Source organism: Erythrobacter sp. YT30 (genome assembly GCF_001542875.1).
GTDB lineage: Bacteria > Pseudomonadota > Alphaproteobacteria > Sphingomonadales > Sphingomonadaceae > Erythrobacter.
In genome coordinates this window covers 1064202-1086318 of record NZ_LMAF01000002.1, presented here as the reverse complement: position 1 = coordinate 1086318, position 22117 = coordinate 1064202, and the positions used below count along the sequence as shown (strand labels likewise).

At 59.0% G+C, this 22117-nt stretch carries 21 protein-coding genes; 10 read left to right on the top strand and 11 right to left on the bottom strand.

What is annotated here, in order from left to right; translation table 11 throughout:
* Nucleotides 1-126: 126 nt before the first annotated feature.
* The gene (gene galU, locus AUC45_RS09855; protein WP_067601729.1) at nucleotides 127-1005 is read left to right on the top strand and encodes a UTP--glucose-1-phosphate uridylyltransferase GalU; all 879 of its coding nucleotides are present in this window, start codon (nucleotides 127-129) and stop codon (nucleotides 1003-1005) included.
* Between the two features lie 62 nt (nucleotides 1006-1067).
* On the opposite strand, the gene AUC45_RS09850 is transcribed toward galU, so the two are convergent.
* The 8 genes from AUC45_RS09850 to glnE form a co-directional block, all read right to left on the bottom strand.
* Nucleotides 1068-2753, bottom strand: a complete 1686-nt coding sequence (locus AUC45_RS09850) for a flotillin family protein (RefSeq protein ID WP_369815247.1) — start codon at nucleotides 2751-2753, stop codon at nucleotides 1068-1070.
* A gap of 96 nt (nucleotides 2754-2849) precedes the next feature.
* Nucleotides 2850-3509 (bottom strand): OB-fold-containig protein, encoded by a 660-nt coding sequence (locus AUC45_RS09845; protein WP_233998668.1) that lies wholly within the window; start codon nucleotides 3507-3509, stop codon nucleotides 2850-2852.
* Between the two features lie 197 nt (nucleotides 3510-3706).
* Nucleotides 3707-5002: a cytochrome P450 gene (locus AUC45_RS09840; RefSeq protein ID WP_067601724.1), complete on the bottom strand. Its 1296-nt coding sequence runs from the start codon at nucleotides 5000-5002 to the stop codon at nucleotides 3707-3709.
* The gene (locus tag AUC45_RS09835) at nucleotides 5002-6540 is read right to left on the bottom strand and encodes an acyl-CoA synthetase (protein ID WP_197409593.1); all 1539 of its coding nucleotides are present in this window, start codon (nucleotides 6538-6540) and stop codon (nucleotides 5002-5004) included. Before AUC45_RS09835 ends, AUC45_RS09840 begins: the two co-directional genes overlap by 1 nt.
* Before the next feature lie 270 nt (nucleotides 6541-6810).
* Nucleotides 6811-7509 carry a M23 family metallopeptidase gene (locus tag AUC45_RS09830; RefSeq protein ID WP_067601712.1) on the bottom strand — a complete coding sequence of 233 codons (699 nt, stop codon included), beginning with the start codon at nucleotides 7507-7509 and terminating at the stop codon, nucleotides 6811-6813.
* A gap of 179 nt (nucleotides 7510-7688) precedes the next feature.
* Nucleotides 7689-8492 carry a ferritin-like domain-containing protein gene (locus AUC45_RS09825; RefSeq protein WP_067603773.1) on the bottom strand — a complete coding sequence of 268 codons (804 nt, stop codon included), beginning with the start codon at nucleotides 8490-8492 and terminating at the stop codon, nucleotides 7689-7691.
* Between the two features lie 5 nt (nucleotides 8493-8497).
* Nucleotides 8498-8971, bottom strand: a complete 474-nt coding sequence (locus tag AUC45_RS09820) for a peroxiredoxin (RefSeq protein ID WP_067601709.1) — start codon at nucleotides 8969-8971, stop codon at nucleotides 8498-8500.
* A complete protein-coding gene (glnE, locus tag AUC45_RS09815; protein WP_369815242.1) occupies nucleotides 8964-11807 on the bottom strand; it encodes a bifunctional [glutamate--ammonia ligase]-adenylyl-L-tyrosine phosphorylase/[glutamate--ammonia-ligase] adenylyltransferase in 2844 nt (947 codons plus the stop codon). The genes AUC45_RS09820 and glnE overlap by 8 nt, the downstream gene beginning before the upstream one ends.
* On the opposite strand from glnE, the gene AUC45_RS09810 reads away from it, so the two are divergent.
* Entirely contained in the window at nucleotides 11788-12786 is a 999-nt protein-coding gene (locus tag AUC45_RS09810; RefSeq protein WP_233998666.1) for an agmatine deiminase family protein, read from the top strand. The genes glnE and AUC45_RS09810 overlap by 20 nt on opposite strands.
* Nucleotides 12787-12849: 63 nt before the next feature.
* Here the strand turns inward: AUC45_RS09810 and AUC45_RS15750 are convergent, their stop codons facing one another.
* Nucleotides 12850-12993 (bottom strand): hypothetical protein, encoded by a 144-nt coding sequence (locus AUC45_RS15750; RefSeq protein WP_156423811.1) that lies wholly within the window; start codon nucleotides 12991-12993, stop codon nucleotides 12850-12852.
* 57 nt (nucleotides 12994-13050) lie between these two features.
* On the opposite strand from AUC45_RS15750, the gene AUC45_RS09805 reads away from it, so the two are divergent.
* The gene (locus AUC45_RS09805; protein ID WP_067601700.1) at nucleotides 13051-13791 is read left to right on the top strand and encodes a thioredoxin family protein; all 741 of its coding nucleotides are present in this window, start codon (nucleotides 13051-13053) and stop codon (nucleotides 13789-13791) included.
* 1 nt (nucleotide 13792) lies between these two features.
* On the opposite strand, the gene thrS is transcribed toward AUC45_RS09805, so the two are convergent.
* The gene (thrS, locus tag AUC45_RS09800) at nucleotides 13793-15808 is read right to left on the bottom strand and encodes a threonine--tRNA ligase (RefSeq protein WP_067601698.1); all 2016 of its coding nucleotides are present in this window, start codon (nucleotides 15806-15808) and stop codon (nucleotides 13793-13795) included.
* A gap of 366 nt (nucleotides 15809-16174) precedes the next feature.
* On the opposite strand from thrS, the gene AUC45_RS15745 reads away from it, so the two are divergent.
* Genes AUC45_RS15745 through AUC45_RS09785 form a run of 4 tightly spaced genes read left to right on the top strand, consistent with a single transcriptional unit; the run spans nucleotide 16175 to nucleotide 17640 of the window.
* Complete coding sequence (locus tag AUC45_RS15745) at nucleotides 16175-16351, top strand: hypothetical protein (protein ID WP_156423810.1); 177 nt, start codon at nucleotides 16175-16177, stop codon at nucleotides 16349-16351.
* Nucleotides 16348-16980 carry a hypothetical protein gene (locus AUC45_RS09795; RefSeq protein ID WP_067601696.1) on the top strand — a complete coding sequence of 211 codons (633 nt, stop codon included), beginning with the start codon at nucleotides 16348-16350 and terminating at the stop codon, nucleotides 16978-16980. Before AUC45_RS15745 ends, AUC45_RS09795 begins: the two co-directional genes overlap by 4 nt.
* Before the next feature lie 52 nt (nucleotides 16981-17032).
* Complete coding sequence (locus AUC45_RS09790) at nucleotides 17033-17452, top strand: hypothetical protein (RefSeq protein ID WP_067601694.1); 420 nt, start codon at nucleotides 17033-17035, stop codon at nucleotides 17450-17452.
* Nucleotides 17449-17640, top strand: coding sequence for a helix-turn-helix transcriptional regulator (locus AUC45_RS09785; RefSeq protein ID WP_067601693.1), 192 nt, complete (start codon nucleotides 17449-17451; stop codon nucleotides 17638-17640). The genes AUC45_RS09790 and AUC45_RS09785 overlap by 4 nt, the downstream gene beginning before the upstream one ends.
* A gap of 41 nt (nucleotides 17641-17681) precedes the next feature.
* Here the strand turns inward: AUC45_RS09785 and AUC45_RS09780 are convergent, their stop codons facing one another.
* Nucleotides 17682-19361: an alkaline phosphatase gene (locus AUC45_RS09780; RefSeq protein ID WP_067603771.1), complete on the bottom strand. Its 1680-nt coding sequence runs from the start codon at nucleotides 19359-19361 to the stop codon at nucleotides 17682-17684.
* Between the two features lie 80 nt (nucleotides 19362-19441).
* Between AUC45_RS09780 and AUC45_RS09775 the strand changes: the two genes are divergently transcribed.
* The 3 genes from AUC45_RS09775 to AUC45_RS09765 are packed head-to-tail and all read left to right on the top strand — an operon-like array spanning nucleotide 19442 to nucleotide 22079.
* On the top strand, nucleotides 19442-20173 hold the full coding sequence (locus AUC45_RS09775) for an alpha/beta fold hydrolase (RefSeq protein WP_067601691.1): 732 nt from the start codon (nucleotides 19442-19444) through the stop codon (nucleotides 20171-20173).
* Between the two features lie 14 nt (nucleotides 20174-20187).
* Nucleotides 20188-21087 (top strand): hypothetical protein, encoded by a 900-nt coding sequence (locus AUC45_RS09770; RefSeq protein WP_067601688.1) that lies wholly within the window; start codon nucleotides 20188-20190, stop codon nucleotides 21085-21087.
* Nucleotides 21084-22079: an LLM class flavin-dependent oxidoreductase gene (locus AUC45_RS09765; protein ID WP_067601686.1), complete on the top strand. Its 996-nt coding sequence runs from the start codon at nucleotides 21084-21086 to the stop codon at nucleotides 22077-22079. The genes AUC45_RS09770 and AUC45_RS09765 overlap by 4 nt, the downstream gene beginning before the upstream one ends.
* Nucleotides 22080-22117 lie beyond the last annotated feature (38 nt).

Below are 22117 nucleotides of genomic sequence, written 5' to 3'. Positions count from 1 at the left end.
CGGTTCGGCAACCGGGCGCAAAAATACCCCATCCGGACCATCGCCTCTATTGCCATTGCGTTTGGTGATCTCAAACGGCAGTCCGCATCCACCAACAGTTTGTGAACACGAAAAGGCGATCCCTCAATGTCTCCCAAGCCGATCAAAAAAGCAGTCTTTCCCGTGGCAGGCCTTGGCACGCGCTTTCTGCCCGCGACTAAAGCCATCCCGAAGGAGCTGCTTCCCATCGTAGATCGCCCGCTGATCCAGTATGCCGTGGACGAAGCGCGCGAGGCGGGGATCGAACAAATGATCTTCGTCACAGGCCGGGGAAAGACCGCGATCGTAGAGCATTTCGACGTCGCCTACGAACTCGAAGACACGATGAAAGAGCGCGGCAAGGATATGAGCGTGCTAGAACCGACCCGCGCAACGCCGGGCGACATCATCACCGTGCGCCAGCAAGTGCCATTGGGCCTTGGCCATGCAATCTGGTGTGCGCGGGCTATCGTCGGGGATGAGCCTTTTGCGATTTTCCTGCCCGATGAATTGATGGTCGGAAAGAAGGGCGGCACCGGCTGCATGAAGCAGATGGTTGACGCTTATGAGAAAACCGGCGGCAATCTGATCAGCGTTCTCGAAGTTCCGCATGACAAAGTTTCGAGTTACGGCGTGATCGATCCGGGCACGGAGGATGGCGCTTTGACCGAGGTGAAAGGCCTTGTCGAAAAGCCGCCTGTTGACGAAGCGCCTTCGAACAAGATCATTTCAGGCCGCTACATCCTTCAGCCCGAAGTTATGCGGACCTTGGAGACGCAGGAGAAAGGCGCAGGCGGTGAGATTCAGCTTACCGATGCGATGGCGCGGATGATCGGGGACCAGCCATTTCATGCGGTGACCTTTGACGGCAATCGCTATGATTGCGGGAGCAAATTGGGCTTTGTCGAGGCGACTTTGGCGCTGGCTTTGGAGCGTGAGGATATGGGCGACAAGGTTCGCGAGATGGCGGGCAAATTGCTTTCTTAAAAGCAGATAGGCACACGCGAAGCCGCTCAACCTCGCGTGTGCCTGTTCTTTAATTTCTCTTATTATTCAGCAGCTTGTGGGTTTTCGTCCACATCTGACCCGTCATCGTTGAACGACAGCTTCTCCAGCGCCTTCTCAACGCTTTCAGGATCATCCGTCGCCGCCTGAACCAGCGATCCGAGCGAGGATCCATCAAGGCCCAGCTCTTTCATCAGCCCATCGAGCACAGGCGCCTGGGCCCGGTAGGCGAGAGCTGCTGAAACCGCATCGCTCGCCAGATTGCCCGAACCGCCGCCAGCGCCATTGGCACCAGCCGGAGCGCCCCCACCTGAGCCGCCTTGCGTAAGCCCATCGACCTGCACGATCTTGATCGAATCGATCGCTTCCATCGGTTTCGCGCTTTCCCGCACGACTTCTGGCAGCACTTTCAGGAGAGCGAGCTTCGTCTGAAGGCTGATCTGATCCATTGAGAGGATGTTCGCCGCTTCGTTGACCGCCTGCTGACCGGCAGCTTCAACTTCGAAGCGCACACGGTCTGCTTCAGCGCGCAGGATTTCAGCGTCGGCTTCACCTTTCGCTTCGAGGCGAGACGCCTCTGCACGGTTTGTCGCCGCGTCCTTTTCGGCCTCGGCCTCAACCTTAATGCCAATGGCTTCACGCTCGGCTTGCTTCGCCGCTTCGATCAGTTCGATCTTCTTTTGACGTTCGGCGATCTCGCTCTCCCGTGCGGTCGCAACCTGCTCTTCAGCTTCCACCGCTCGAGCACGGGCAGCGTCGGCTTCTGCTTTCGCCTGGCTTTCCTCGCGCGACTTGTTCTGAACCGCGATCTGCTGTTCCTGGCGTGCGATTTCGAGAGCGCGCACCTGATCGATCCGGGCCTCTTCAACCAGCCTGTCCGCTTCGATCTGCTGCGCATCGACTTGCTTCTTGGCCTCAATCCGGGCTGCTTCGGCTTCGCGATTGCGCTCTGCCTGTTCGCGAGCGATTTCAGCGGTTTGCGCAGCACGGCGCACTTCGACTTCGCGCTCTTGCTGGAGGCGCGCATATTCGGTGTCACGCCCGATTTCGAAGCTGCGCTGGTCGGCTTCGAGGTTCTTGCCTTCCATCTGAACGCGCGTGTCCTGCTCGATATCGTTGCGCAGTTTCTTGCGCGCTTCGATCTGTTCGGTGAGCTTTGTCAGACCTTCTGCGTCAAACGCATTGTTGGCGTTGAAGTGTTCGATGCTCGTCTGGTCAAGCCCGGTGAGCGAGACCGATTCCAGCTCGAGACCATTCATCGCGAGATCGTTTGACGAGACCTGCTGCACCTTTTGCACGAAGTCTGCGCGTTGTTCGTGCAGCTCGTTCATGCTCATGCCTGCCGCAACAGAGCGCAGCGCGTCGACGAATTTACCTTCGACAAGGTCTTTCAAAAGGTTGGGCTGCATGGTGCGCATACCCAGCGTTTGCGCGGCCATCGCAATCGCGCCTGCATCGGGGCGAACGCGAACGTAGAATTCCGCCTTCACATCGATCCGCAAACGGTCGAGCGTAATCAGCGCTTCGGCGTCTTTCCTGACAACGCTCAGCACCAGAGTGTTCATATTAACAGGCATTGTTTCGTGGAACACCGGGAACACCAGCGCGCCGCCATTCATGACGACTTTCTCGCCGCCAATACCCGTCCTGACGAAAGCAATTTCCTTCGATGCCCGGCGGTAAAGCGTTGTAAGGAAAACGAAAACCCCCACTACAACCGCTACGATCATACCAAGCCAAAATGCGAGATTTATAAATCCGTCCATGTTTTCTCCTATTGTATGTCGCGCGCCGTATGGGTCCCTCGCGCGTGTTTATCGTGTCCTTCAATCAAGCCCCAGCAGCTTGCTTTCATAGTGCACGCCGAAGAATGTCTCCCCTTCGCGCCGCACCAGCAGCACCGTGTCACCTTCGTTCAGTTCCGCCTGCGGATCGTGCGGTTCCACCATCACGAAATGCGGGTGGCCGTGGCGATCTTTCACCTTGGCGCGGGCAGGCGAGGCAGTACGGGCTGTCCCTGTCTGAATTTCAGCATCGCGCCGCACCAGACTATCAAGACCCACTGCGCTCGTTTCATCTTGGGGCAGGATCCGCTCCAAAGGCCGGGTGAGCACTCCATTGACCGGCAAAGCGCCCATTCCTGCAAGCAGCGCCGCCAACGCAGGGTGTAGAGGTGCGCCCAGCAGGCTGATCGCCAGTTCCTGACCCGCAACGCCGATGGCCATAAAGACAAGCAGCAAGACCATGAACCAGATGAGAAACGGCACACGGCCAATGCCAAGCAGGCTGAACGCGCTTTCAAGAAAGCCGCCCGCTTCCAACCCGTCTGCTGCTCCATCGACATCCAGATCGATATCAACATCGCCGCTATCGAAGAAATCGCCAGCGCCGATCACCTGCAAGATGACAATCAGCAGCAACAGGATCGCTGCGCCTGCAAATGGCAGGTTGTGAGGCGCGAGCAGTGTAATGTCAGTCAAATCCATATAACCCTCCCTCACAAATACCTGCCGCAAAGTCGCAGCATATCACCGAAGTCCAAGTTTTTCCCATGAATGGTGAGTTAACATATGTTTCGCCAAAAGAACAGAAAAATCGTAAAATTGGGTTATATGAAACAAGATGCGCAAGTTTATTTACCCGCATGCCTTGTTTTATTGCGCGCACTCCCCATATCAGAATCTTAGCCTTTTGTGATCTTGAGCGGCAAAGACTTCAGCCCGCCCACAAATGTGCTCGTCGCGCGAGCGGGCGTTCCAGCCAGTTCCACCGCATCAATCCGGTCGAGCAAGACTTCAAAAAGTATCCGCATTTCGAGCCGCGCCAGGTGCAGGCCCAGACATTGATGCGCGCCTGCGCCAAAGGCCGCGTGGCGATTGGGTGAACGCGCGGCGTCAAACCGGCGCGGATCATCGAACTGCGCGGGATCATGATTGGCAGCGACGTAATTGATCATCATCCAGTCGCCAGCTTTAATCTGTTGCCCGCCCACTTCGACATCTTCGGCCGCTGTGCGCATGAAATGCTGCACCGGGCTGGTCCACCGGATTGCCTCTTCCACTATGCCGGGAAGCAGCGAACGATCCGCTTTCACCCGCGCGAATTGCTCTGGATCATTTGCAAGTGCGAGCATTGCGCCCGCGGTCGATGCGCTGGTCGTATCGTGTCCGGCGGTCGCCATGATGATGTAATACCCCGCCATATCGCGCGGCGGCAGCGGCTTTCCATCGACGAGCGCATTGGCGATAACGCTCGCAACATCATCGGTGGGGTTTGCCCGCCGATCTTCGGCGAGCGCTGCGAAATAGTCCTCGAAGGTTTTGACCGCGCCAGCAACCAATTGCACCACTTGTTCAGGCGTCATGTTCTCCATGCCGGTGCCTGAAAGATCAGCATCCTGACCGCCGAAAAGCTTCTGTGTCAGCATCTGCATGCGCGGCTCATCCTCAGGCGGTACGCCAAGGATCTGCATGACGACGCGCAGCGGGTAAGGCCCTGCGAGCGTTTCGACAAAATCGAGCTCTGGCCCCTTTTCAAGCATCGCATCGACCATGCGGGTCGCAAGTGCGCGGATTTCGCCTTCAACCTGTTTGAGGTTGCGCGGCATGAACCAGTCCTGGGTGAGCTTGCGATATTTGGGATGGATCGGCGCATCGAATACGACCAGCGAATCCACCAGCATATTGGAGCCTGTCGCCGCCCGGCTAAATTCGATCGCCTGCTTGAAACTGAACACGACTGGTTTGGGATTGTTGAGGAAAGTCGCGTTATCCTTCGATATGCGCATGACGTCATCGTAGCGGGTGATGAGCCAGAAGGGTTCGAACAGATCCTCGTTTTCCGGCGTGACTTTGGCCACGGGCATTTTGTCGCGGATATGGTCAAACGTGTCGAGCAGCCCGTCCCATTCAGCATAGGCATGCGGATCGATCACCGCCTTGGCGAGACCGGTTGGAAGGACTGCCGGATCACTCGCCATCAGGCCTGCTCCGTCGCCTTGGCGGCAAATTCATCGCGCAATTCGCGCTTGTAGAGTTTGCCATTCGCCTCACGCGGCAGATCGGGGCGGAAATCGAACATTTTGGGAAGCTTGATCCGCGCGAGATTGGGGGCAAGGAATTCGCGCAGCTCCTCTTCGAGATTGTCGCCAGCATCGCCCATATCGATCGGCTGAACCACGGCGACGACTTTCTCGCCAAGGTCAGGATCGGGCGCACCGATAACAGCGGCGTCCATCACCTTGTCATGGGTGACGAGCAGGTTCTCGATCTCCTGCGGATAGATGTTCACACCGCCTGAAATGATCATGTGGCTCTTGCGATCTGTCAGGAACAGATAGCCGTCCTCATCGACATGGCCGATATCGCCCAGTGTCATCCAGCCCTTTGGATGCATGGCATCGGCGGTCTTTTCAGGATCGTTGTGATAGGTAGGGAGCAGTACGTTTTCGTAGAAGATGAGGCCGTCTTCGCCCGGCCCAACTTCTTCATTGTCCGGGCCGCACACGTGAAGCGTGCCATAGATCGCCTTGCCGACGCTGCCCGGATGTTTGAGCCAGTCCTCGGCGCTGATCATGGTCATCCCAATCCCCTCGGACCCGGCATAGTATTCGTTCACGATCGGGCCCCACCATTCGATCATTTCGCGTTTGATCGGGACGGGGCAGGGCGCTGCAGCGTGGAGCGCGCGCTTGTGGGTTGAGAGATCGTATTTGGAGCGGATCGCGGGATCGAGTTTCAGGAAGCGCACGAAATGTGTCGGCACCCACTGGCTGTCTGTGACCTTGTATTTCTCGATTGCAGCCAGAGCGGCTTCGGGTTCAAATTTTTCGAGCACCACCAATGTCCCGCCAAGCCGCTGTGCAGCTGCGCACCACGCCAATGGCGCTGCATGGTAGAGCGGGGCAGGCGAGAGGTAGATCATCGACCCATCGGTCGGCATGCCAGCCCCCATGGTTGCAAGCCCCAGGAACGGGATCATCGCTTGGGGATCGGGGTCTTCAGGCGGCGCTGGCCGTATACCTTTGGGCCGTCCCGTCGTCCCCGAACTGTAAAGCATAGTGAGCCCGGCGCGTTGATCGGCGATCGGTTCAGCAGGCTGCGCGGCGAGAGCAGCATCAAAGCTCTCTTCCCCGTCATCACCTGCAAGCAATATCTCAAGCTCAGGGCATTCCCGCCGAATGTCGGCCAAGACGCCATCGAAGAGATGCGAGGTGATGAGCAATTTCGCGCCGCAATCCTTGAGAATATACGTGATTTCGGGCGCCGTCAGCCGGGTCGAGATGGGTACAAGCAATGTGCCCGCCCGCTGCGAGCCCCAGACGAGCGTGAAATATTCGATCCGGTTTTCCAGCAGCACCGCAAAGGCATCATCAGCCTTCAATCCACGCGCTCGCAGCAATTGAGCGTAGCGGTTGGCGGCTTCGTCCATCTCGCCATAAGTCATTTGCTTGCCCGAACCCGCCATGATGACGGCGGGGTGATCGGGTTTGTTCGCCGCATGGGCGATTGGGTGCATGGCCATGATTTCTCTCCCTCAAAGCGCCGACTTGGGTGGGCGCGAGCCTTTGATTCGGGATGCTAGCGCGGCGCGGTTGGCACTCAAGAGAAAAGAGGCGTAGAAGAAAGGCAGGCGAAAAGAGGGATCACGCTCCCAGCCAAATGGGCAGCGCATAAAAAAGGCGGCGGGAAAACCCGCCGCCTATACTCGGACACCCTCTCCAATGTCCGACCCGCTTCCAGGCGGGAAAACTGTATTGGTCACATAAAGTGACCCTGAACGCTGTGCTTACCGGCCTCCGCGACCGTCAAGCTGTGCGTTTGAGGCCAATTGGGCCTGCGCGTCGGTCTCTACCATATAGGGAATTGGGTTAACCGCAAGCCCATCTACGCGCACTTCGTAATGAAGGTGCGGCCCAGTCGAACGTCCGGTGGACCCTACGTAACCAATGATGTCGCCTTTGCGCACCGTGTCGCCGGCAGCAACAGCCAGGCGGGACAGGTGAGCGTAACGCGTTTCAAGGTCAGCGCCGTGATCAATGCTGATATAAAGACCGTAGCTGGAGAACCAGTCCGCGCGGCCAACAAGGCCATCTGCGGTTGCGTAGACAGGCGTGCCCGTGGGCGCTGCGATATCGACGCCGTTATGTTTCTTGCGGCGCTTGAGAACAGGATGATTGCGCATGCCGTATCCGCTGCTCATCCGGCCGGAATTCACTGGCATTCGCGAAGGAATGGCAACGGCGGGCAGCTCAACCGGTGCGCCAGGCCCCGTCTTGTCGAGCGAACGCCAGCTTGCAAACAGCTGACGGAAGCGCTGATCGCCCTTCGTAATTTTTTCGGCTTGCGCCTCGCGCACAGGCTCTGTCACGTCGGCTGCTGTTGAAGCGTTCGTATTGGCCATGGCGGGATTGGCTGCGGCGAGTAATACGGATGCACTGATGGCACCACATATTTGAGCGATGTTACGCTTTGCGAGCGTTAGCATTTAGACCCGTTCCTCGTGTGTTGGCGTCTTGCGCCGGCACGCTTCATCAGCGTGCTCATTATTCCAAGCAACTTCGCCCAGTCTTCTGCATTCTTGTGATGCGGATAGACCCTGAAGTGCTGCCAGACACCAAAAAGCGGCCTCTGACTTGTCGAAGAGTGACGTATCCGTCCGAGTCGTTAACAAGCAATCTCTTCGTAGAAACCGCGCGATAAACCGGCTGCAAGACGCGCTGAGTCGTTGAATGGCGGCTTAACCGAGCCCCGAAAATACGTCGAAACCAGGTTTTGCCACACGGATTCGGGCGCTTCGCCGCATGATTCTGTACAACGAAGAAAATGCTTGGTTCCAAATCCGACATGGCGAATTTCATCGTCAAGGATGCGGGAAAGAATCTTGACGCCATTGGCATCGCCCGCTGCCTGAACCCGCTCCAAAGTTGCCGGAGTGACGTCAAGTCCGCGCGCCTCCAGCACCATCGGGACAATGGCAAGACGTGCCGCGACATCATGCCGGGTTGCGTGCGCTGCTTCCCACAATCCGGCATGCGCAGGCAGCGCGCCATAATGGCTTCCCAGACTTTCCAGCTTCCGGGCTAGCAGCGCGAAATGCATCGCTTCATCTGCAGCGACGCTCAAAAAGTCGCTGACGAATTCCTCGCCCATCTCTGCGCCGAATCGCCCCGCCATATCGAGCGCGAGATCAATCGCGACGAATTCAATGTGCGCGAGACTGTGCCAGAGTGCGATTCGTGCTCGCTGCGAGCCGAACTTGCCGCGTTTGGGCATTTTATTGGGCGGGAGAAGCTCGGGCTCGGCTGGCCATGCGGGTTCATCAGGCATCGTGACGTCAAAACGCCATTCGAGCTTTCCCAGCCGCCAATTGCGCGCAACTTCGCGTGCCGCCATGCATTTGGCGCGCGGGTCACCTGTAACCAGAGCACCGCGAATGGCCCCTGCAACACTTGAGCGGACGTTTTGCAACAAAGCTACAATGCCTTGGCTGCAGCCAGCACTTCTTCTGCATGGCCTTTGACTTTCACCTTGGGCCAGATTTGCGCGATCTTGCCATCCGAGCCGACAAGATAGGTGCTGCGGACCATGCCCATATAGGTTTTGCCGTACATCTGCTTTTCAGCCCATACGCCCAGCGCATCAGACAGTCCGTCCTCTTCGCTATCCGTTGCAAGCGGCGTTGTGAGATCGTGCTTTGCGATAAAGTTCTGGTGCTTTTTCGCCGAGTCCTTTGAAACGCCAAGCAATTCGACACCAGCGGCGTCAAAATCTGGTTTGAGCGCGGTGAAATCCTTGGCCTCGGTGGTGCAGCCCGGCGTGTTGTCCTTGGGATAGAAGAAGATGACCAGTTTCTTGCCCTCGAACTCCGAAGGCTTCACTTCGCCGCCATCGGGCGTGCCCATGGCAATATCGGGCATCGCATCGCCCACTCCTGGAAAATCACTCATCATTTGGCTCCGTATCGGTATCAGAAATGGCTTCACCAAGAATCGTTGACCAGACCCCGATCACCCTTTGCCTTGCCTCACCAAAGGCTTGCAAGAGATCATTGTAAGTTGGCTGCTGACACGCCGCCGCAAGCGCCGCTGCAGCATAGGGCGGGGGCTGTTCGTTGCCCGGGGCAAGCAACCTGCCCGCCACCAGCATCCGGCTCATCAAATCGTAATCGGGAAGGAAATGTGTCGGCAAATGCCCGGCCGCAATCAGCGCTGGAATGGCGTCGGCCAAATCGGGCGAATAGGCATTGGGGTGTGTCTCATAAAGCGGCGCCCCGCTGGCGTCAGTCCCGCGCAGCTGCAAGAAATGGACGAGGAATTCGCAGTCAACCAGCCCCCCGCGCGATAGTTTCGCATCGAGCGGGCCTGTCGCCTGTTTATGCTTTGCCATTTCGCGGCGCATTGACGTCACCGCATCGGCCAATTCGTGCGCATCGCGCTGCCGGGCGAGCACACCGCGCATCGTTGCTTCGAGCTCGGCTCGCGCTGTGTCAGACCCCACCAGAACCCGCGCACGGGCAAGCGCCATGTGCTCCCACGTCCATGCCGTCTCTTCCTGATACTTGGCAAAAGCCTCCGTGCTGACGGCCAGTGGTCCTTGCGCGCCCTGGGGCCTTAAGCGCGTGTCGACCTCGTAAAGCGCGCCTTGCGCCGTCGGAACTGACAGAGCGGAAATGATGCGGCTTGCCAGACGATTGTAATAGTGCGTTGCGCCCAGCGGCCTGTCTCCATCGGACTGATCGGAGAAGGAGCCTGTGAACAGGAACACCACATCAAGATCGCTCGAATGCGTGAGCGCACCTCCACCAAATCGCCCCAGCCCCAGGAGCAGAAGCTCGCTTTCTGCGATTACCCCGTGCTTTGCTGCGAATTCGCGGCTCACATCGCGCACAGCGAGATGGATCGCCGCTTCCGCCGCGCGCGAAAGCGCTGCGCCAACCATAAGCGGATCGGCCTCGCCTTCGATCATCCGCAGGCCGAGAGCAAACCGGATCTCTCCCGTAACGAGGCGTATGGCATCAAGCAGCGCTTCAAAATCGGGACGGACTGCGGCTTCTTCGATGCGCGCTGCTATCTCCTCGGGCGTGCCCGGCAACTCGCGCGCGCTTCGATCGAGCAGCGTGTCGAGAAGTTCAGGCCTGCGGGCAAGCTCATCTGCCAATCGCGGCGCAAGAGTGAGCGCGGCGACAAGACGTTCGAGCAATGCGGGCCGCGCATCGAGCAGACGGAAAAGATGAATGGCGGACGTGGCATGCTCAAGTATAGCCTCCCACCGGGCCATCGCTCGCATGGGGTCATCGCTCTTGCTAAACGCTGTCAAAAGACGCGGCAGGACGCGTTCAAATGCCTCCCGCGCCTGATCGGTGCGCAGGCAGGCGTACCGGCCATCATGCCAGCCTTCTATCCTGCGCGCGAGCGATGCAGCTTCATCAAATCCGATCTCCGCGAGCATTTCGGAAAGCTCACTTTGCGCCTCAACCGGCGGGGCTGCGGGTGCCGATTTGCTTTCGACGAGGGAATCGTAAATCGCGCGAACCCGGCCTGTCACTGCTTCCAGATCGGCGATCAATTCGGCTCCATCGGCCAACCCGTCAAGCCGTGCGACATTGTCGAGCGCATGGCCTTCGGGAAGCGAATGCGTCTGGCGATCGTGGACCATTTGCAGACGGTGCTCGATCACACGCAGCCGGTCATAACTCTCGCCAAGCGTCGTGGCAGTTGACGGATCGATCTGGCCAGCAGCCACAAGCGCATCAAGCGCTGCACGCGTGCCGCGAACCCGCAGCGAAGGATCGCGCCCGCCGTGGATCAACTGGTGCGTCTGGGCATAAAACTCGATCTCGCGAATGCCGCCGCGCCCTTTCTTTACATCAAATCCGGGGCCGGGTTTCTGCGCCCCTTTCTGATTGTCGCGGATCCGCTGGGTGAGGGCATTGATCGCATCGACTGCTCCAAAATCGAGCCGGTGCTGCCAGACGAACGGGCTGATCTCGTCAAGGAACCTCTCACCCGCAGCGATATCGCCCGATGCCGCGCGAGCCTTTGTCAAAGCCGCACGCTCCCAGGCAAGCGCTTGGCTTTGGTAATGGGTCAGCGCGACACCGCGCCTCACCACCAGCGGGCTTGTCTCCGAAGCCGGCCTCAGCCGAAGATCGACTCTCAGAACATAGCCTTCATCGGTCGTATCAGACAGCATGGCGACAATCTTGCGCGCGTAACGCTGCGCCGCCTCACCCGCGTCATCCCTTCCGCGATGGGCGAGTGTCGCGGGATCGTAGAGCCAGATGGGATCGATGTCGGAGGAGTAGTTGAGCTCACCCGCGCCCTGTTTGCCCAGCGCAAGCGCGATGAAGCCGGAAGGATCAGCCTCGCCCATTCGCTCGTTGATCACAGCGCGGATCGCGCGATCAACGGCCCGGTCCGCAAAATCGGTGAGTTCGGCCACCACGCGCGAAAGCGGGAATGCACCTGCCAAATCGCCGATTGCGATGGCAGTCGCGATGCCCAGCCGCTCTCTCCTCAGCGCGATTGCCGTATCATCGTGCTCGCCCTGCGCGCGCGCCCATTCAAGCGCTGCTTCTCCATCACCTGCTGCCAGCAAGGCCTCAAGGTCAGGCTGTCTTTCGAGCGCGCGGCAGAGGAAGGGCGAGTGCACTTTGGCGCGCTCCAGAGCGCCTCCCCAGTCCTCGGCCAAATCGCCTTTCTCCGCCTCGTCCATGCCCGCTTCATTGACGGTGCTCGCACGCTTCTGCAAGAGCGGCGCGATTATGACGCAATCCGCTGCCACACCCTGCACAATGCCGCCTGAATGGGCTCCGCAGGACTGGCTTTGGATCGGCTTCCCTCATCTCACCGAGGAATGGCCGGGCTATCTCGAGGAGGCGCAGCAGCAAATCGCGGGCTTTGCCAATGCGGTTGCCGAAAGCGGGCAAGAAGTGCGGCTGCTAGTCCGCGACGAGGCAAACGAAGCGCGCGCGCGCAGCCTGGTGAGCGATGCCGTGACTCTCGAACGGCGCGTCTATGGCGATATCTGGCTGCGCGATACCGGGCCTCTGATCGTGACCGATGGCGAGACGCGCAAGGCCATTCGCTTTGCCTTCAATGGCTGGGGCGGGAAATATGAAATGCCCGGTGATGAGAGCATCGGCAAAGAGATTGCTTGCGATGCCGGTCTTCCCATCGAGACATCGCCGATGATCCTTGAGGGGGGCGCGATTGATGGCGATGGCACCGGCCTTGTCACGACAACCGAGCAATGCCTGCTCAACCCCAATCGCAACCCGCATATGAACCGGGCAGAGATCGAGTGCGAGCTACATCAGCACCTCGGGTTTGAGCGCGTTTTGTGGCTGGGCGAAGGGCTGATCAACGATCACACCGATGGCCATGTCGATAATCTCGCCCGGTTCATCGCGCCGGGCAAATTGGTTGTTCCCGAAGCAACGGGCGACGATGATCCCAACGCCGCCATCTACGAAGATGCTGCAAGGCGCGCGCAGGATTTCGGTGTTCAGGTGATCCGCATTCCCTCGCCCGGTCTCATCACCAGAGACGTCGCGATTGAACCTGCAAGCTATGTGAATTTCGCGATCACTTCGAACCTCGTCGTCGTGCCCACATTCGGCTCTCCCCATGATGAGGCAGGAGTGGAAGCCATCGCCGCGCTATTCCCCGATCGCGCCTGCCAGGGCTTGCCAGCCGACGCTGTTCTTGCAGGCGGAGGCGGCTTTCACTGCGCGAGCCAGCAAATGCCCTCAAAGCCTTAAACTTAACGCTTCGTTAGGATTTGCGGCCCATTTTTGGACGTAATGAGCAAAGCCATCGCCCTATCACGCGCGGCCATCACAGCCGCCCCGATCAAGCCAGCCGATATCGCAAGCAGCGTAATCGTACTGGCCTGCGGCCTCGCGCTCATTTTCGCAGGCCCTGTCCTGCCATTCTGATCGAGCGCGCGCTCGCGTAACCAAACTCACTGAAACGCCGAACCTCCTAACATGGGACGATTGCGCCCTATGGACATGAGGTGTTTTATGAAGCGGATGATCTTTGGCGCGCTTGCCGCAAGTGCTGGCATATTGCTGGGCCCCAACGCTTTTGGCCAATCACAAACGAACGCCTCAGTCCTCACCGAAGAACCCGTCCTCATCGAGCTGTTCACCAGCCAGGGTTGCTCCTCGTGCCCACCTGCTGATCGTCTGGCGCAAAAGCTTGATCGCGAACCCGATCTCGTCGTCATTTCAAAGCCGGTCGATTACTGGGACAGGCTCGGGTGGAAAGACACATACGCCAAACCATCCAATTCCGATCTTCAGCGCGTATACGCCCGGCGCGGACTTGGCGGATATAATGGCGTTTACACCCCGCAAAGCGTGGTTGCAGGACGATACGGCGAAGTCGGATCAAAGGAAGCCGCATTGCGCGATCTGACCAGCCGCGCACGCTCCACCAATCGCGCGGTCATCCGCCTTAAACCCACCACTGGCGGGTTTGGCGTTGGGCTTGGCGGAACCACGGACAGGGCCGCCGATCTCGTGCTGGTCGGCGTGTCGAGCCGCGAGGATGTAAAGATAGGTCGCGGAGAAAACGGCGGGCGCACCGTCACCTACACCAATGTCCTGATCGACGAAAAACGCATCGCCACATGGTCAGGCGGCACAGCGAGCCACGCCTTGAAATCGTCGCAAATGCGAATGGCAGGAGCGGACCGCTACGCACTTGTCCTGCGCGAACCTGATGGCGGCCCGGTATTGGCCGCGCGCTGGGTCGAGTGATCTAGTCCCGCAAATCAGGCGGCGTTGCTGCCTCTTTCAGCATCGTGATTGCTTCTTCAACCGGCAGCACGCGTTGCTCTTTTTCGCCGAGCGTCCGCAGCGCGACGGTGCCTTCTTCTTGTTCGCGCTTACCGACAACGAGCATGTAAGGGACTTTCGCGAGGCTGTGTTCGCGCACCTTGTAATTGATCTTCTCGTTGCGAAGGTCAGCGTCTGCGCGCAGCCCGGCAGCCTCCAGCTTGGCGAGCGTCTCGTTCGCATAATCATCGATGTCGGACACGATCGGTGCGACCACCGCCTGCACGGGCGAAAGCCACGCGGGCAGGCGTCCGGCAAAGTGCTCGATCAGAATGCCTATAAAGCGCTCATACGAACCGAAGATCGCGCGGTGCAGCATGACGGGGCGATGGCGTCCGCCATCTTCACCCACATAAGTCGCATCAAGACGTTCGGGCAGAACACGATCACCCTGGATCGTGCCAACCTGCCAGGTGCGCCCGATGGCATCGGTCAAATGCCATTCGAGTTTTGGCGCATAGAATGCCCCTTCGCCCGGCAGCTCTTCCCAGCCATATTCGTCATTCGCCATGCCAGCCTCGGCCACGGCATCGCGCAATTCCTGTTCGGCCTTGTCCCAATCAGCTTCAGAACCAAAGCGCTTTTCCGGACGCAGGGCGAGCTTCACGTGATAGGTGAAACCGAAATCCTTGTAGACGCTATCGGCCAGTTGGCAGAAGGCGCGGACCTCTTCGACGACTTGCTCCTCGGTGCAGAAGATGTGGGCATCATCCTGCGTAAATTGGCGCACGCGCATCAAGCCATGGAGCGCGCCGTGCGGTTCGTTGCGGTGGCAGCAGCCCATTTCGCCAAGGCGGATCGGCAGATCACGATAGGACGTGATGCCTTGTTTAAAGACTAGCACGTGCGCGGGGCAATTCATCGGCTTGATCGCCATCCAGTCGGCATCGGCTTCGACCGTCGGCTTGGCCGGGCCATCCCCGCCTTCCTCGACTTCGGGGACCATGTCGGGGACGGCAAACATGTTCTCAGCGTATTTGCCCCAGTGGCCTGATTGCTCCCACTGGCGCACGTCCATCAGCTGCGGCGTCTTGATTTCGCGGTAGCCAGCGCCGTCCATCTTGCGCCGCATATAGGCTTCAAGTTCGCGCCAGATGCGATAGCCTTTGGGATGCCAGAAGACAGAGCCGTGCGCCTCTTCCTGCAGGTGAAACAGGTCCATCTCGCGGCCCAGCTTGCGGTGATCGCGCTTGGCGGCTTCCTCGAGATTGTGAAGATGCTGCTTAAGCTGTTTTTTGTTGAGCCAGCCCGTGCCGTAAATGCGCGTCAATTGCGCATTGCGTTGGTCACCGCGCCAATAGGCACCAGCGACGCGCATCAGTTTGAACGCGTCGGGATCGAGCTTGCCGGTTGAGGCAAGATGCGGGCCGCGGCACATATCGAGCCAGTCATCCCCTGACCAATAGACCGTCAGCTCTTCGTTTTCGGGCAGTTCCTTGGCCCATTCCGCCTTGAACTTCTCGCCTTCTGCTTCCCATTTCTCGATCAGCTGCTCGCGGCTCCACACCTCTCGGCGCAGCGGTTTATCCGCCTTGATGATCTCGCGCATTTTCTCTTCGATTGCTGGCAGATCTTCGCTGCTGAATGGTTCGCGGCTGTCGGGCGCTTTTACGTCATAATAAAAGCCATCATCGGTCGCCGGGCCAAAGGTGATCTGCGTGCCGGGATAAAGCGCCTGCACCGCCTCTGCGAGGATATGCGCATAGTCATGGCGCACGAGTTCGAGCGCGTCAGCCTCATCCTTCGACGTGATGAGCGCCAATTCGCTATCGCCTTCAAACGGACGGTTGATGTCGCGCACTTCCCCATCGACGCGCGCGGCAAGCGCAGCCTTGGCAAGCCCTGGCCCAATGGCGGCTGCGACATCATACGGCGTGCTGCCCGGCTTCATTTCGCGCACCGATCCATCGGGGAGGCTGATCTTGAGAAGTTCGGTCATTGGCTAATCATTCCGTCTGTCCTTGGGCGCGCTCTGCCACAGGGGCGCGCGCAGAAAAAGAGCGGTGTGGGGGTTTGGAACCGATTTCGAAGAGGGACACCGCGCCGCCCTTCGGGTCGGGCGGCATGTGTCAGCGTTTAACGCGCAGACGACCGCCCCGGAACATCCGAGGTTGTGGTAGTCGTGGTGGTAGTGAGCGCGTTTGCCATCGCCCAAGCATATAGCGGCGAAAGCGCGCCCCGCCACCCCTTAGTTCGCAAAACCCATCCGAGAGCGCGATTGGGGAGCGGGCAATGGAAAGCTTGCTTGACATTTGCTCGAATCAATGACAAGTGTCCTTTCCATAGTTGAAAGGAGGCTTTACTTATGACCCAACGTAGAATTGCCCTGGTCTGGGCTCTTATCATCATCGGGGCTGCCTTTCTCTGCACGTGGTTAGAGGCTGGCGACGCTGCCACTTTCGGCGTGATTAGCGGGCTGTCGGGCACGGCTGTGGGCTTTATCTATTCCGACCTGGGGTGCGCGAAATGGTGCCTTCAATGAACGGGCAAATCGAAAAGCGCCGGGGCGTCTTTGGACGCGGACCCGCTTTCTGGGGTGTCATGGTGTTCCTCTCGACCACCCTCATCGTCGCTCTCGCTGTAACGGGCGCAATTGAGCAGAGGACGCCGCTTATCTTGCTGACAATGGTGCCGTGCATTTTGGCGCTCATCATGTTTCGATCAGCCTATAATCTGGCAGACGGCGATGGCGGGGCGTGCGTGGGCAAAGGCGAAGCACAAAAACGCTATATCAAGCGGACGGCGATTTTCACTTCTCTATATGTGGCAACCTTCGCCCTGTTGATCTTCAGCGAAAGAGAGCTGGCAGGCGCCCCCGAGGCGAAATTCGGTCTAGCCCTGTTACCGGGACTTGCGATCATCGGCATTTTCTGGGCGCTTGCACGGCTGATTATCGAAGAAGCCGATGAATTCATGCGCATGCTGGTTATTCGCCAAGCGCTGATTGCCTCGGGATTTGCTTTGAGCGCGGCGACGGTCTGGGGTTTTCTTGAGTGGGCCGAGGTTGTGCCCCACGTCGATGCTTTTTGGTGGTCGGTCGCTTTCTTTCTTGGCCTGTTTGCAGGCGGTGTCGCCAATCGCATTCAATACGAAGCATGGGGCGCGTTATGAGCCAAGGCACCTCTTTTCCCATGAGCAATTCCAGCATTTCTGGAGAAATTCGATGAGCTACCGTTCATCCGCCATTGGGCGTTATGTGAAACGATTGGCCGTATTCATGGCCATTTTCGTGGTCCTCATCTTCGCTGTCGGCACACTCTTCCGCACCGCCCCTCCAACAGGAGCGCTTGCATGGGCCGCAGCGATCCTTCCGGCGCTTCCCATAATCGGTGTGTTTTGGACCATCTTCCGCCTGCTCGCAGAGGAGAGCGATGAATTCATGCGCATGATGTTTGTGCGCCAGGTCTTGATTGCGACCGCATTCTGCCTTTGCGTCATGACGATCTGGGAATTCCTCCAAAACTACGAAGTGTTGAGCCGGGAGACAGGCGGGTTTGGCACGGCATTCGTATGGTTCGTGGGCCTTGGCGTTGGCGCGATCTGGAACACCATGGTTCTGCGCCAGCAAGCAGACGACGAATGAAAAACCGCCTCAAAGTCCTGCGCGCAGAATGCGACTGGTCGCAGCAGGATCTCGCCGAACGCCTCGGCGTTTCGCGCCAGTCAGTAAATGCGATTGAGAAGGGTCGCTATGACCCCTCCCTCCCGCTGGCATTCAGCATTGCCGAGGTTTTTGAGCTGCCAATCGAAGAGATTTTCAGCCGCGATTGAGATCATCTCAGACTGAAGCGCACGAAAAAAGACCAAGGCGCCTAAACCTCAAGCTTCCCGGATCCCGCCTCGCTCACGATCCGCTTTGTTCCGGCGAGCGCGGTTGAGCGGGATTTGATGCCGCTCACGAAACGGTATTCCGTCACCGCGCGCTCGGGCGTCAGTTCGACCAGCATATAGCCGCGCTGCGATGTGTCGGCCCAGATGAGTTCGCTGTTCTCGCCCACCAATGCTGCGGCCATCTGGTCAGAAGGAATGGCTGAGAGATATCCCTCGAGACCGGGCGAGCTCACCGAACACACGCCGAGCTCAACGCCCACATTTGCGCCTTCATGCGTGAGCTCAAAACCCCAGCCATTGTGCGTGTCGCCTGCAAGGACGAGCAGATTGGCATCGGCTTCCAAAGCCGCTTCAAAAACGCGGTCTCGCGCAGCGGGATAGCCGTCCCACGCATCCATGTTTTGTGGCAGGCCTGCCTCGCTCGCCATTGTCGCAGCGGTCAGCCGGATGCGAGCAAAGTCCGGAATATCATCGCCCATCAGATCGACCATGCCTTTTGGAGCGGCGAGCTTACCCATCAGCACTTGCTGCACGAGCACCTGCCATTGGGCTCCGCGAGAGCTTGAAGCGCTCAGACCTTCTGCTAGCCATTGGTCTTGCGCAGCTCCGAGCAATTGCCGTTCCGGATCGGCCCAATCGCCATCCCGGAACGCGGCGAGCGCTGCCAGCATCGCTTGCGGATTATCCTTGCCTTCCAGGATCTTCGCCAGATTGAATTGCTCCTCGCGACCCTCCAGCCGAGTGTCGAGCCGGAACAGGGTGGCAAGGTCGCCCACATCGTAGGACGCGTAAGGTTCATCAGACACCGGCATCCATTCGCGGTAGACTTGTTTGGCGATGGCTTTGCGCACCGACCATTCGCCTTCGGTTTCGGGTTGATGATTTTGCGCGCCGTCTTTCCAGCTGTCATTCGTGCTTTCGTGATCGTCCCACACCGCGATCATCGGGAGGACCTGGTGAAGCCGTTGCAGATCAGGGTCCGCGCGATAGGTCGCATAGCGAAGGCGATAATCGGTGAGAGCGACAATCTCGGTATCAGGCGCAAGGGTGCCGCGCGCCGTGTTGATCTGATCGCGCGACGGATACGTGCCGATGCCGTATTCGTAGATGTAATCGCCCAGGTGGACCGCAAGATCAGCATCGTTTGCAGCTGCCGCGTGCGCATACGCGTTGAACCAGCCAAAGCCGTAATTGGAGCAGGAAAAGACCGCCAACTTGAAAGTGTCGGTGGGGCCTTGAGGCAAAGTGCGCGTGCGGCCAATGGGCGACATGGTGCCATCGGGTGCGACAAACCGGAAGAAATACCAGCTGTCAGGTCTTAGCCCGCTGGCGACGCTCTTGACGCACCAGTCACGTGCCGGTGTCGCGGTGGCCTCGCCTCCGGACAAGACTTGCGCGAAGTCTTCGGTGTCGCTCACCTGCCATTCGAGCCTGGTGTCAGCGTCCGCCACATAGCGCGTCCACAAGAGCACTTTGTCCGGCCCCGGCTCACCGCTCGCGACATTGTGCGTGAAGCCCTTGCCGAAACTCTGCGCATGGATCGGCGCCGCTGCCAAGGCTGCGCCGGCGCCAGCTAGGCCGAACAGGCCGCGTCTTGAAATGGCGGCTTTCGATTGGTTGTCGGGACGGTCGGGCTGCGGTGCGCTGTCAGTCTTGAACATGGTGGCGCGATAGATGGCACCGGTTGCAGTAACGTGACAAGTCTTGCCTTCGATTGGCGGACAAGGGCACATAGCGCGCCATGACCGATATCCACTTTCACGAAATGCCAGATGGGCGCCGGATCGCCTATCGCCGAACCCCGGGCTCTGGGCCCACGCTTGTTTTCCTGCCCGGCTATATGTCCGACATGGCTGGCGGCAAGGCGACGGCCTTGTTTGAAGAGGCAAAAGCCAAGGGGCGATCCGCGCTACTGCTCGATTATTCGGGCTGCGGGGAAAGCGAAGGCGACTTTGGCGATGGCACCTTGAGCCGGTGGCGCGATGAAGTGGTTACCTTAATTGATGCGTATGCTGATGGTCCCATCGTGCTTGTCGGATCATCGATGGGTGGGTGGCTGATGCTGCTTGTCGGCGCCGCTTTGGAGGACAGACTGAAAGGCATGATCGGTATCGCCGCCGCGCCCGATTTTACCCGCTGGGGCTTTGATGAAAAGCAGCGCGCGCACCTTGCGGCAGGCGAAGTGCTTTACGAAGAAAACCCCTACGGGCCCGATCCAACGCCCACGCATCCCGGCTTTTTCGCCGATGGTGAGGCGCAATTGCAGCTCGACAAAGAGATACCGATCACCTGCCCGGTGCGCCTGCTTCACGGTCAATGCGATGACGATGTGCCCTGGGAAGTCAGCCTGAAATTGGCCGCCGCTTTGCGTTCGGATGATGTACAGGTGACCTTGATAAAGGATGGGACGCACCGGTTTTCGCGCGAGCAGGATATCGCTCAACTGAAATCGGTTGTTGGCACATTTTACTGACGGGAAATTGCACCGTGCTTCTCACTACCTCCCTTGTCGCTGTGGCCCTGCAGGTCGGCCCCAATCCGACGCTCCCCTATGATCTCAATCCGCATGATGAGCTTCGCAATCGGCCGCCACGGGATGCTGAGATCGATCCTTCCAATCCCACAAGCCAATGGCTTGCTGAATGCCTTACCATTCTCGAAACAGATCCAGCGCGCGCGCACACCAAGGCACAGATCAGACTTACCGAAGAGGTCGAGCAAGATATCTCGGCCAATTATGTCGTCGCCAATCACTGCCTCGGATTGGCTGCGGCGGAGCTCGAATTATGGCAAGATGCGTGGACGGCATTTCAAGCTGCAAAAAATGGGTCGCCCGTTGATGACAAGCGCGCCCGTGCCCGGTTCGGCACGATGGCCGGCAATGCTGCGCTGGCGGATGGCAATACCGAACACGCTCTGTGGCTCTTGAATTACGCTGTCGAAGACGCGCGCGCTGCCCAATCGGCGACGTTGGAAGCACTTGCAGCAATCGACAGAGCGCGCGCGCTGGTTGCGCTTGAGCGGGAGGAAGAGGGTCTGGCATCGCTCGAAAGCGCGACGCAGCTTGAACCACAATTGAGCGAAGGTTGGCTTCTCAAAGCCACCTTGCTCCGGCGTCTCGATCGGTTGGCCGACGCGCAAGCCGCGATTGAAAAGGCCGTGGCTCTCGCCCCGCTCGACAGCGAGATCGGACTCGAAGCGGGCGTCATCGCTATCCTTTCAGGACGCGAGGATGCAGCGCGGCAAAGCTGGCAATCGGTGATCGACACCCAGCCTGACAGCCTTGCCGCTGAAAAGGCAAAAGGATATCTTGATCAGATCGGCCCCGCGCAAACGCCAGCGCAATCAATTGCAGGGCCGGAGGCTGCCGAGGAAACCAACCCATGACCGAATTCTCTGTCCTCGATCTCGTGCCCGTTCGCGAAGGCGGCACAGTGAGTGAAGCTTTTGCGGCCAGCACTGCGCTTGCAAAAGCGGCCGAGGATTTGGGATGCAAACGGTTCTGGGTTGCAGAACATCACGCGATGGAGGGAATTGCGGGCGGCGCGACTTCGGTGGTGCTCGCGCATATCGGCAATGCGACCAGCCGCATTCGCATCGGGTCAGGCGGGATCATGCTGCCCAACCACACCCCTTTCCAGATTGCAGAACAGTTCGGGACACTGGATGCATTGTTTCCCGGCCGCATTGATCTCGGACTGGGCCGCGCGCCGGGGGCCGGGCCGGAATTGCAGCGCGCTCTGCGAAAGGATCTGGCTCAAGCCTCTGAATACTTTCCCAACGACGTTGTTGAGCTTCGCGCTCTGCTTACTGGCGATATCGATTTGCCGGTCAAGGCAACGCCGGGCTTTGGCGCGGGGCCTGAGTTATGGATGCTGGGCTCCAGCCTTTTCGGCGCCCAGCTCGCGGCACAATTGGGAATGCCCTACGCTTTTGCAGCGCACTTTGCCCCCGATCATCTCGATGCAGCGCTTGAGCTCTATCGCCGCGATTTCCAGCCATCCGATGCGCTCGATACACCGCATGTCATGGTCGCGATGAATGTGTTTGCAGCCGAAGACGAAGAGGAAGCGCGCACGCTCGCGTCGAGCCAGCAGCAAAGCTTTGTCCAGCTTCGATCTGGCAAACCCGGCAAACTGCCCCCGCCCATCCGCGACTATACGAGCCAGCTTCCCGCCCCGCACCAAGCCATGCTCGCCCATGTGGGCCAAGCGAGCGCTGTGGGAACCCCTGGAATGGTGAGCGAGCACATTGCCGCATTTGTCGAACGCACCGGCGCGAATGAAATCCTGCTCTGCGGATCAACCTTTGATCCTGACGCGCGGATACGCTCGCTTGAAATGACGATGAACGCCGTCCGCGCACCTATCGCTGCCTAGTTTCGGGCGGTCCAAAGCTCCAATCTAAACGACCTCCA

Bases quoted from the DNA above. Each gene is read 5' to 3' on its own strand.
- galU (WP_067601729.1), top strand. From the start codon at position 127: ATGTCTCCCAAGCCGATCAAAAAAGCAGTCTTTCCCGTGGCAGGCCTT.
- AUC45_RS09850 (WP_369815247.1), bottom strand. From the start codon at position 2,753: ATGATCGTAGCGGTTGTAGTGGGGGTTTTCGTTTTCCTTACAACGCTT.
- AUC45_RS09845 (WP_233998668.1), bottom strand. From the start codon at position 3,509: ATGGATTTGACTGACATTACACTGCTCGCGCCTCACAACCTGCCATTT.
- AUC45_RS09840 (WP_067601724.1), bottom strand. From the start codon at position 5,002: ATGGCGAGTGATCCGGCAGTCCTTCCAACCGGTCTCGCCAAGGCGGTG.
- AUC45_RS09835 (WP_197409593.1), bottom strand. From the start codon at position 6,540: ATGCACCCAATCGCCCATGCGGCGAACAAACCCGATCACCCCGCCGTC.
- AUC45_RS09830 (WP_067601712.1), bottom strand. From the start codon at position 7,509: ATGCTAACGCTCGCAAAGCGTAACATCGCTCAAATATGTGGTGCCATC.
- AUC45_RS09820 (WP_067601709.1), bottom strand. From the start codon at position 8,971: ATGAGTGATTTTCCAGGAGTGGGCGATGCGATGCCCGATATTGCCATG.
- AUC45_RS09810 (WP_233998666.1), top strand. From the start codon at position 11,788: ATGACGCAATCCGCTGCCACACCCTGCACAATGCCGCCTGAATGGGCT.
- AUC45_RS09805 (WP_067601700.1), top strand. From the start codon at position 13,051: ATGAAGCGGATGATCTTTGGCGCGCTTGCCGCAAGTGCTGGCATATTG.
- thrS (WP_067601698.1), bottom strand. From the start codon at position 15,808: ATGACCGAACTTCTCAAGATCAGCCTCCCCGATGGATCGGTGCGCGAA.
- AUC45_RS15745 (WP_156423810.1), top strand. From the start codon at position 16,175: ATGACCCAACGTAGAATTGCCCTGGTCTGGGCTCTTATCATCATCGGG.
- AUC45_RS09795 (WP_067601696.1), top strand. From the start codon at position 16,348: ATGAACGGGCAAATCGAAAAGCGCCGGGGCGTCTTTGGACGCGGACCC.
- AUC45_RS09790 (WP_067601694.1), top strand. From the start codon at position 17,033: ATGAGCTACCGTTCATCCGCCATTGGGCGTTATGTGAAACGATTGGCC.
- AUC45_RS09785 (WP_067601693.1), top strand. From the start codon at position 17,449: ATGAAAAACCGCCTCAAAGTCCTGCGCGCAGAATGCGACTGGTCGCAG.
- AUC45_RS09780 (WP_067603771.1), bottom strand. From the start codon at position 19,361: ATGTTCAAGACTGACAGCGCACCGCAGCCCGACCGTCCCGACAACCAA.
- AUC45_RS09775 (WP_067601691.1), top strand. From the start codon at position 19,442: ATGACCGATATCCACTTTCACGAAATGCCAGATGGGCGCCGGATCGCC.
- AUC45_RS09765 (WP_067601686.1), top strand. From the start codon at position 21,084: ATGACCGAATTCTCTGTCCTCGATCTCGTGCCCGTTCGCGAAGGCGGC.